The 2,208-nt window shown below is 37.8% G+C and carries 3 protein-coding genes and 1 pseudogene; all 4 read right to left on the reverse strand.

Annotation, left to right across the window (positions count from 1 at the left end; genetic code table 11):
* A partial coding sequence (locus ACKI3Q_RS10750; RefSeq protein WP_407416586.1) for a coenzyme F420 hydrogenase/dehydrogenase beta subunit N-terminal domain-containing protein occupies positions 1-560 on the reverse strand: 560 nt, incomplete at its 3' end.
* Between the two features lie 11 nt (positions 561-571).
* Positions 572-1,420: a coenzyme F420 hydrogenase subunit gamma gene (gene frhG / locus ACKI3Q_RS10755; protein ID WP_407416587.1), complete on the reverse strand. Its 849-nt coding sequence runs from the start codon at positions 1,418-1,420 to the stop codon at positions 572-574.
* Positions 1,420-1,989, reverse strand: a complete 570-nt coding sequence (gene frhD, locus ACKI3Q_RS10760) for a coenzyme F420-reducing hydrogenase, FrhD protein (protein ID WP_407416588.1) — start codon at positions 1,987-1,989, stop codon at positions 1,420-1,422. Before frhD ends, frhG begins: the two co-directional genes overlap by 1 nt.
* Before the next feature lie 17 nt (positions 1,990-2,006).
* A pseudogene (locus tag ACKI3Q_RS10765) lies at positions 2,007-2,208 on the reverse strand (coenzyme F420 hydrogenase subunit alpha); the annotation flags it as partial.

Raw genomic sequence — 2,208 nt, forward strand, 5'->3', positions numbered from 1 at the left:
TATCCGTGAGTTTCTTTAATAGCTAAACCTTTGTCTTCACCGTCTTTAGTTAACCAGAATTTACCTTTACCGATGTCCATTTTACTAGCTTCGGTTAAGGAGTCAAATCCTAATTTGGAAGTTGCGAAAGTATCAAGAGAAGCCATTGGGAAGTTTTCCATACAGTAGATACCGATGATTAAGTTTACTTTTTCAGTGACGAATCTAGTGAATGGATAAGCTTTAGCTTTTCTTAAACCTTGTACTTGACATGGAGTTGCAACTACACCGACTTTTTCAAGACCGTTTTGACGTACAGCGTCTTTTAATGCGGATAAAGTTGGGGACATTGAATATTTAGTTCCTGCAGCTGCGATAACTTCGTCAGATGAAGTTACAACAGTAGGAATAGGTCTCCAATCATCATCAGGAGTTCCAGCAACGACAGCACCTTCAATGATACCTTCATCGATTGCGTAACATAATAATGCTGAAACAATTCCTCCATCTTGTGATACATCTAAAATTTTACTATCAGTAGATCTTGCAGATACTGCTTCTTTATAAGTACCTAATGGCATATCCAATCCTCCTAAAGTCCTGTTTCCTTTTTAATTCTTCCTTCAGGTAACCATGATCTTGGACACATTACATAACAGGTACCACATTTAATACATCTGTCTCTGTCACAGCTAGGTCTACCTTCAGAATAGCCCATTGCCCTTGTTGGACAAGCTAGACCACAAGTTCCACATCCAGAACATAATCCTTGACGTACTACGTTGGTTAATACGTCACAACCACATCCAGCGTTACATGCAGCTAAATCCATTGCTGGTTTTAAGTAATCTAAGTCACCTTCACATACAGCAACAACGGTTTTAGCAATCATTTCAGGAGCTACAGGACATCCTGGAAGTGCTGCATCTACTTTTACTAATGAACTGATTGGTAAGTATGATTCGTGTTTAGGTTGTGCTTGTTGACCACCACGTGCATAGGTTGTGAAACAACCGGTAACAGCACAAGAACCGAATGCAACAATTAAACCGGATTTTTCTCTTGCGGTTAAAAGTTCGTGAACACTGTGTTCATCTTGTAAACAAACGGATCCTTCAATTAAACATACATCCATTTCAGGCATTTCTTCTGCGAAAGTACCGTGAATCCATTTGTCGACTAAGGTTTGTCCGTATACAATATCAACCATATCAGTTAAAACAGTAGATAAAATGTCATAGTTTTCGGTTAAAGACATTGCATCTCCAGTACAACCACTTAAGTGTATGTAACCGATACGTGGTTTAGCTGGAGCATCAGTTTTTGCAGGTGCTTCTGCTTTAACTTCTTCTTTTGCAGGAGCAGCTTCAACTTTTTTCTCTACTTTTGGTTTTTCTGGTTCAGATGAACCGCCAAAAGCTTTTTTCAATTTATCAAACATTATTTTACCCCGATTTCATTTAAAATAATATCTATAGCTTTAGGAATTGCCTTTTCTACAGGTTCTGTTAAACCCATATTAACATCCGGAGTTGGAATTTCCTTTGGTTTGCAGCCAACGACAACAACCTCACATTTTTCGGAAATTTTCTGAAGAGGTTCCTCAACAGTCATTCCATGAGGATTGTCATATTTGCCTATTTGCATTACATTAGGATCAAATACTTCGACAGTTCCAGGTTCTGCATTAAATTCAACTACATCCACAACTATTAATTTTTTCCAGTCATACTCTTCATAGAGCGGGAAAAAATTTGTTGGAGCTGCAGTTCCTCCGTCAACAAACTGGACACCGTCAGGCAATGATATACCTTCAAATTTCTCTTGTATTGTGTTTAAAATGTCTTTATCAAATTCATCTTCTACATAAGATGTAACAACAGGATCATAATAATCGTTGGTATCATTAAAATACTTCTGCAATAGATTTATGAGAATAGGACCGAATCCATCATCCCTAAATAATATATTTCCACATCCAACAACAATAATGTCCGAACGATAAGGCATTAAATTTTCCTCCAAACTTAGATTCTCACCATTTCGTTTTTAAGAATGGATTTATCTTCATCGTCAACTACCATTACGTGAGTAGCACATGATAAACATGGGTCGTATGCTCTGATAACATGTGGACCGAACTCATGATGGAATCCTTCAGTTGCAGGACCCATAGTTGGAATGTTCCAAGTAGTTGGTACAATAGCAGAGTAGAATGCGGTTTTACCG

The organism is Methanobrevibacter sp., from assembly GCF_045636185.1.
Taxonomy (GTDB): domain Archaea; phylum Methanobacteriota; class Methanobacteria; order Methanobacteriales; family Methanobacteriaceae; genus Methanocatella.

What these genes read in the sequence shown, in the direction of transcription:
- frhG (WP_407416587.1), bottom strand. Translation starts at nt 1,420, where the DNA reads ATGTTTGATAAATTGAAAAAAGCTTTTGGCGGTTCATCTGAACCAGAA.
- frhD (WP_407416588.1), bottom strand. Translation starts at nt 1,989, where the DNA reads ATGCCTTATCGTTCGGACATTATTGTTGTTGGATGTGGAAATATATTA.